Source organism: Vibrio sp. 10N.239.312.C11, from assembly GCF_041466065.1.
Lineage (GTDB): Bacteria > Pseudomonadota > Gammaproteobacteria > Enterobacterales > Vibrionaceae > Vibrio > Vibrio tasmaniensis_A.
Genome location: NZ_JBFSRZ010000029.1, coordinates 57428 through 64604, shown reverse-complemented (window position 1 = coordinate 64604; position 7177 = coordinate 57428). Strand labels below are relative to the sequence as shown.

The following is a 7177-nucleotide window of genomic DNA, read 5'->3' as shown; positions in this document are numbered from 1 at the left end:
AAAAAAGAGACATTTTAACTTTGCTAAAAAGTGACATTACAACTTTGCGCCTACACGATTCAGTGCGTATTATGTATATTATGTTAAATTGGTTTCGATGTTTATAAGGCAGGTATCTTTGTGTGATGCCCTGCCTCTTGTTTGACTACCAAACTGACGTTCTATTTAACAGTAAGTCTATTTACCATAAAATACCTAATAAACATATTTCCTAATCTTCGATTAAGAATACGTTTATTAGACTTCAAGCATTAACCTATCAATTGCTTCAATGATCTCTTTGGTTCTTACAGGTTTGGTAATGAAATCATTCATACCGACATCTAAACAAGAAAATTTATCTTCTACTGATGTGTGTGCCGTTAGCGCGACGATTGGTGTTTTGATGTTTGCGTCTCTCATGTATTTGGTTGTGGTTATTCCGTCCATGACTGGCATCGACACATCCATCAAGATAATGTCTATCGGATCATTACCTCTTTCTACAAAGCCAATGGCTTCTTCACCGTTGCTTGCGATGAAAACTTCGTGGCCTTGCCGCGCAAGGATCAATTGAATCACCATCTGATTGGTTGGGTTGTCTTCAACAACTAACACTGAATAACGGGTTCTTGGAACTTGCGAGTATTTATCTTCTGCAGCATGATCTTGATTGTTCGTCACTCTCGTTAGGACTGGTAACTGCACTTCAAATTTCGAGCCTTTTCCTGGCTCACTCTCGACCGATATACGCCCGCGCATCAGTTCTACTAGTCGTTTTGTTATTGCTAAACCTAAGCCGGTGCCACCAAACCTACGTGTGATTGTGCTATCGGCTTGCACGAATGGACTGAATAACGACGAAAGTTGCTGTGAGCTGATGCCAATTCCGGTGTCTTCTACGCTAATACGGAATGAACTGTGCTGGTATGTAATAGAAACATGTACATGCCCGTGTTCAGTGAACTTTATTGCGTTACCAATGAGATTAAAAAGGATCTGTGCTAAGCGACTTGGGTCGATGTAATGTAGTTCACCTTCTGGAATGTCGCTAGTTAGAGTTAATGACAACCCTTTATCGTCTGCTATCTTCTTTTGTTCAGATAAAACAAAAGTTACAGTGTCTCTTGCATTGCTCCATTGAGGAGCCAACGAGAAGCATCCAGACTCAATCTTTGAAAAATCCAATACATCACTGATGATCGCCAATAGGAGTTCAGATGATGTACTCATATTTAACAATATAGACTGTTGTTCATCATTCAGCGGCGTGGACTTTAGCGTGTCGATTAAGCCTATGGTAGCGTTTAGCGGCGTTCTTAACTCATGACTCATCATTGCTAAGAATTCAGATTTGGCTTTGTTGGCTCTTTCTGCGTCTTTTCTTGCTGCTACGAGTTCTGCTGTACGTTCTCGGACTGTCGCTTCAAGTTTTTCTTTGTTTTCAATATCGAAAACAGCACGCTCAATCAGTGGTCGAAATCGGTTTAGAGTGGCTTTGGTTTCAATACTAAAGTGTTTGGTATTGGAATGGATAAAGATGATAACGGATTGTGTTAGCCCGCTATCAATACCAGTAATCAGTACAGAGTTAATTTGGTCTAGGATAATGGGATGCAAAGTGCTGAATTCACCCAGAGATTTGGGTTCAAAAAGAATGGCACATTCTCCATTAATGACTCGCGATAGCTTGCCACAATCTGTCCAATTCATTTGTTCGAATACTTTGTTATTGGTTAACAGGGTTTTGAAACTACCTTCATTCCCTACTCTTGATACCACAATAAAATCATCAAACTTTATGTATTTTTTGAGTGCGAATTCGAGACTAGAAAATATTTCAGATATGTTACTCGCCTTACTGATCGCAGAGATAGTCGATAGGATCACCCTATTCTCTTCAGCTAATTTACGTTCACGGACCTTTAGTTTTTGCAGTTCAATACGAGCTTCTTGCAGCGCTTCTTGGTCTTCAGTATCCATTACTTTTTCAGCCTATAAAACGTTGCAGACGATACCATCAAATTTCCGTGCGCATTTTCACCACCAGAGAGTCTGCCTTGCTCACCAAACGTAAATGGACATATGTATGGAAGCCCACCAAGTGCGTGATTGATTTGGTCACAAACCTCATCCATATCTTGTTTTAGGTGCAGCATTGGTCCTGCACAGAATATGTTGATCGCCCCTAATTTTTCTTCAAGATCCATATCATTATAGTAAGACGAATGAATGATGTTAGCGGCACGACTTATAAGTTGTTGCTTAGAGCCTTGCATCAAATAGATGGTGTCACCTTCATTGATATCAGTGAACAACTCGATACCGTTACACTCAGTTTCTCTGATCGAATGCGATAACTTGAAATATGGGTAGTCGTAAGAAGAGCCGACCTTTCGGCCTAATGGATAAACTGTCGACTTTTCAAAAATATACCCATCATCACTGCCACCTAAATGAAAATTAGTCCATTCATTATAAACGGTGGTCGCAGGCCTATGGTCGATCTCTAACAATATTCGATTTCTTACTTTGGTGACGGTGCCTGAATACTGAGTGGGTGTATGACCGGCGCTAAAAGATGAATAGATGGATTGTGACGCAAAAAACACCGTTAAAGAGACGCCATTAATAGCAAGAGCTTCTTCGGTAAAGATACTCCAATTTCCAGACACTTGATTGTCTGCTGCGCTTCCACCAATAATCGGCACCTCTGTGCCAAATTTGTTATCGATGGCCGCCATCACCTTCTCTTCATTTCCTGGGGTGGAATGGAGCAAGATAAGATCGGGTATTTCACCTTCTCGGTTGGCGTTCTTTAATGCTTTATCGATGGCGCTGAATGTACTACGGTCTATGGAATCGCCAAAGTGACTGATGCCGGTACCGTAGGCATTGATCCCGGAATCATAGATGATGAGTATCCCAATCACAGGGCCTGAATGGAATCCTGTTTCGGTCATAATACCGTGACAAGTGGTGCAGCCATGTATTGGTGTATTCGGGAGCGCATCTACCAAATATCTCTGCACAGCAAGTGTGGAGTACTCTTCGGTGCAGTAGCAGATAAGACAGGCAATATCGTCAGGGTTTGCCACCCCACTGAGCAGTTCATCTACTGCGATTTTATCGTCTAGGGAATAAGAGACTTTTGATCGAAATTTCATAGATCTCGGAAGATTTTATTAATGCTCTCTTTATAACACTTTTATACAATCTATTTCACTGACTTAGTACATATTTCTATCAAAAGAATTGAGGCGAGACTATCTTGTTACTGTGTTATTCCTTAGAAAGGTTTACAGAAAGTATGGCTATCTGTTGTGGAAATGTAACCGTTATTGAGGAGTTCTGAGCGTTCGTTCGTAACAGCCAAATTGATGCCCCTTTTTCTTCTAGAGTTCCGCTCTCATTATAGTTAATGATAAATTTACCAGTTTTAGATGTTTCGATCGAATACCCTAGGTTATCACCCGAAATTAAAACATTATGTTTATCAATAGTAATTTGGCAAGGTTTAGAAATTATACAGTTTACTGTTTCGTCATTGTCGTATGTCACTGTTCTCCAAGTAAATGCAGCTATTAAAATAACCAACATGACGATAATTTGAACAAGCCTGCCCTTTGTTAGCTTTTGTGCCGCCATTATAATCTTTACTCCTTGTTACAAAGTTCAAAGTTTTTAAATAAAAATCCAATTCCAGACCAAGCGTAAGGTTACTACTCTGTCATTGATTTGTTAATTCAAGTATAGTGTCGCGTTGAAAATGCCACTTTTTTTTAAAATCAGCAAGTGGAAATAAAGCTCTGAATAGGCTGAATTTCCTTTTCTAATTTGGGTGGCATTACGACGTGAGTCGTGTTGGAAGTAAAGTGTAGTAAATAAGAAATTGGAAGCATGCAAATGAGCCAAGAAAAGCAGCTTGAACAAAACTACAACTATACGGTCGTCCGTCAATTTACCCTCGTTACAATTTTGTGGGGTATTGTCGGTATGGGCGTTGGTGTTTTGATTGCCGCTCAATTAGTTTGGCCACAGCTAAACTTTGATACGCCGTGGCTGACGTACAGTCGTTTACGTCCCCTGCATACTAATGCGGTTATTTTTGCGTTCGGTACAAGTGCGCTGTTTGCAACATCATATTATGTTGTGCAACGTACCTGTCAGACGCGTCTCTTTGGTGGCCCTCTCGTAGCCTTTACCTTTTGGGGTTGGCAAGCGATTATCCTGTCCGCTGCAATTACTTTACCGTTAGGTTTAACCTCTGGTAAAGAATACGCAGAACTTGAATGGCCAATCGATATTGCTATTACTCTTGTGTGGGTAGCTTATGCGGTCGTGTTCTTCGGAACCATGATTAAGCGTAAGACATCGCACATTTATGTAGCTAACTGGTTCTTCGGAGCCTTCATCATCACGGTTGCCGTGTTGCACATCGTTAACAGCCTGGCTGTTCCTGTATCTGCGTTTAAATCGTACTCGATTTATTCCGGAGCGATCGATGCAATGGTGCAATGGTGGTACGGACACAATGCGGTAGGCTTCCTATTGACAGCTGGTTTCCTAGGTATGATGTATTACTTCGTTCCTAAACAAGCTGGTCGCCCTGTTTACTCTTACCGTTTGTCGATTGTTCACTTCTGGGCTCTTGTGTCTCTGTATATTTGGGCTGGTCCTCACCACCTACACTACACAGCACTTCCAGACTGGACTCAGTCTCTAGGTATGGTTATGTCTTTGGTTCTGTTTGCTCCATCTTGGGGTGGCATGATCAACGGTATTATGACTCTATCTGGTGCGTGGCATAAGCTACGTTACGACCCTATCCTACGTTTCCTAATCGTTTCTCTATCATTCTACGGCATGTCGACTTTCGAAGGCCCTATGATGGCAATCAAAACGGTTAACGCACTATCTCACTACACGGACTGGACTATCGGTCACGTTCACTCTGGTGCGTTAGGTTGGGTTGCAATGGTTTCTATCGGTTCGGTTTATCACTTAGTTCCTAAACTATTTGGTCAAGAGCGTATGTACTCTGTATCTCTAATCAATGTTCACTTCTGGTTAGCAACGATTGGTACGGTTTTCTACATTGTTGCAATGTGGATCTCTGGTGTGATGCAAGGTCTGATGTGGCGTGCAGTTAACTCTGACGGTACATTAACTTACAGCTTCGTTGAATCTGTAGAAGCATCTTACCCGTTCTACTTTGTACGTTTCTTAGGGGGCTTCATCTTCCTATCTGGTATGTTCTTAATGGCATACAACACGTACAAAACTGTTTCTGCACCTAAAGATAGCCTTAAAGCTATCCCTCAACCGGCTTAAGGAGATTTAGAATGAGCTCAAATTCAAATAATCGACATGAGTTGGTAGAGAAGAACGTTGGCCTACTGGCGATCTTGATCGTTATTGCTATCAGTTTTGGTGCTTTAGTAGAAATTACCCCTCTTATTTTCCAAAAGCAGACGACTGAACCTGTAGAAAATCTACGCGTTTACTCTGCTCTGGAAATGGAAGGTCGTGATATTTATATCCGCGAAGGTTGTAACGTATGTCACAGCCAAATGATTCGTCCTTTCCGCTCTGAAACTGAACGTTACGGTCACTACTCTGTAGCGGGCGAAAGCGTTTGGGAGCACCCATTCCTATGGGGTTCTAAGCGTACTGGTCCAGATCTAGCGCGTGTTGGTGATCGTTACTCTGATGAGTGGCACCGTGTTCATCTTATCGACCCTCGTGAACTTGTTCCTGAATCAAACATGCCTGGTTTCCCATGGCTTGCTGAGAATGTACTTGATGGCAAATTGACTCAACAGAAGCTTGAACTCTTCCGTAATCAATTTGGTGTTCCTTACACAGACGAACAAATTGCTAACGCTAAACAAGATGTTGAAGGAAAAACAGAGATGGATGCAATCATCGCTTACCTTCAATCGCTTGGCCACGCAATGAAATAAGGAATAATTATGGACATTATTACATTTCAAAGTGTTTGGACTGTTACTGTTTTTGCTTGCTTCATCGGCATCGTTTGGTGGGCATACGGCAAGAATCGTAAATCACGTTTCGACGAAGATGCGAACCTAGTGTTTGCAGACGACGAGCCGGCAACAAGTTCTAAAAATCAAGGAGTGACAAAGTAATGAGTACATTCTGGAGTATCTGGGTTAGTGCGATTACGATTGGTACCCTAATTGGTTGTGCTGTCTTGCTTCGTTGGTGTTTTAAAGATCGAACTGGCGTAGAAGAAGGTCATGATATGGGCCATGAATACGATGGTATTCGTGAGCTTAATAACCCACTACCAAAATGGTGGACATACCTTTTCATCAGTACGATTGTGTTTGCAGCGGTTTACCTTGCTCTTTACCCTGGCCTTGGCAATTTTAAAGGTCTACTAGGGTGGACAAGTTCAAACCAAGAAGTTCGTAGTATTGAAGAGTCTCGCTCTTCGATTGCTGCGGCTCAAGCGAACAAGCAGTTAGACGAGTACGCGAAAGAGCTTGATGACGCCAACACCTATTTTGGTGAAGCATTCAAAAAGCTAGCTCACGACGAAAATGGTTTACGTTCTGTCCCTGACATTGCATCAGATGCTGACGCAATTAAAGTGGGCCAACGTTTATTCTTGCAAAACTGTTCTCAGTGTCACGGCTCTGATGCTCGTGGTCAAAAAGGTTTTCCTAACCTAACTGATGACGCATGGCTATATGGTGGTGAACCACAAGCTATCGTGACAACAATCATGCATGGTCGTGTTGGCCAAATGCCTGGCTGGAAAGATGCACTTGGTGAGCAAGGCGTTAAAGAAGTGGTTAGCTACACGCTTAGCCTTTCTGGACGTAGTGTGAATGCTCGTGAAGCTGAAGCTGGTAAAGCACGCTTTGTTGTATGTGCTGCATGTCACGGTACAGATGGTAAGGGTAACCCTGCTGTAGGTGCACCTGACCTGACCGACCGCGACTGGTTGTTTGGCGACTCTCGCGCTGCTGTGACGGAAACAGTAATGTACGGACGCTCTGGCGTGATGCCTGCTTGGAAAGACATTCTAGGCGAGGATAAAGTACAACTGATTTCATCATACGTGTGGAGCTTAAGCAACTCGGATAATAAGTAACATTTCAATAACAGCCTCTTTCTAAGAGGCTGTCTTTCCTTTATTTTATAACCCCTTCTTTTTATTCTTTTT

At 42.2% G+C, this 7177-nt stretch carries 7 protein-coding genes; 4 read left to right on the top strand and 3 right to left on the bottom strand.

What is annotated here, in order from left to right; translation table 11 throughout:
- Window positions 1-237 precede the first annotated feature (237 nt).
- From AB6D07_RS13775 to AB6D07_RS13765, 3 genes are all read right to left on the bottom strand, one after another.
- Window positions 238-1962: an ATP-binding protein gene (locus AB6D07_RS13775; RefSeq protein ID WP_017103174.1), complete on the bottom strand. Its 1725-nt coding sequence runs from the start codon at window positions 1960-1962 to the stop codon at window positions 238-240.
- Window positions 1962-3146 carry an FIST signal transduction protein gene (locus AB6D07_RS13770; RefSeq protein ID WP_017103173.1) on the bottom strand — a complete coding sequence of 395 codons (1185 nt, stop codon included), beginning with the start codon at window positions 3144-3146 and terminating at the stop codon, window positions 1962-1964. Before AB6D07_RS13770 ends, AB6D07_RS13775 begins: the two co-directional genes overlap by 1 nt.
- A gap of 115 nt (window positions 3147-3261) precedes the next feature.
- Entirely contained in the window at window positions 3262-3627 is a 366-nt protein-coding gene (locus tag AB6D07_RS13765) for a hypothetical protein (RefSeq protein ID WP_017103172.1), read from the bottom strand.
- A 252-nt stretch (window positions 3628-3879) separates the two neighbouring features.
- On the opposite strand from AB6D07_RS13765, the gene ccoN reads away from it, so the two are divergent.
- From ccoN to ccoP, 4 genes are read left to right on the top strand one after another with little or no spacing between them, the layout of a single operon-like run.
- A complete protein-coding gene (ccoN, locus tag AB6D07_RS13760) occupies window positions 3880-5313 on the top strand; it encodes a cytochrome-c oxidase, cbb3-type subunit I (RefSeq protein WP_009846707.1) in 1434 nt (477 codons plus the stop codon).
- An 11-nt stretch (window positions 5314-5324) separates the two neighbouring features.
- Complete coding sequence (gene ccoO, locus AB6D07_RS13755) at window positions 5325-5945, top strand: cytochrome-c oxidase, cbb3-type subunit II (protein ID WP_004742292.1); 621 nt, start codon at window positions 5325-5327, stop codon at window positions 5943-5945.
- Window positions 5946-5954: 9 nt separating this feature from the next.
- Window positions 5955-6131, top strand: a complete 177-nt coding sequence (locus AB6D07_RS13750) for a CcoQ/FixQ family Cbb3-type cytochrome c oxidase assembly chaperone (protein WP_009846708.1) — start codon at window positions 5955-5957, stop codon at window positions 6129-6131.
- On the top strand, window positions 6131-7105 hold the full coding sequence (gene ccoP / locus AB6D07_RS13745) for a cytochrome-c oxidase, cbb3-type subunit III (protein WP_009846709.1): 975 nt from the start codon (window positions 6131-6133) through the stop codon (window positions 7103-7105). Before AB6D07_RS13750 ends, ccoP begins: the two co-directional genes overlap by 1 nt.
- The last annotated feature ends 72 nt before the right edge of the window (window positions 7106-7177 follow it).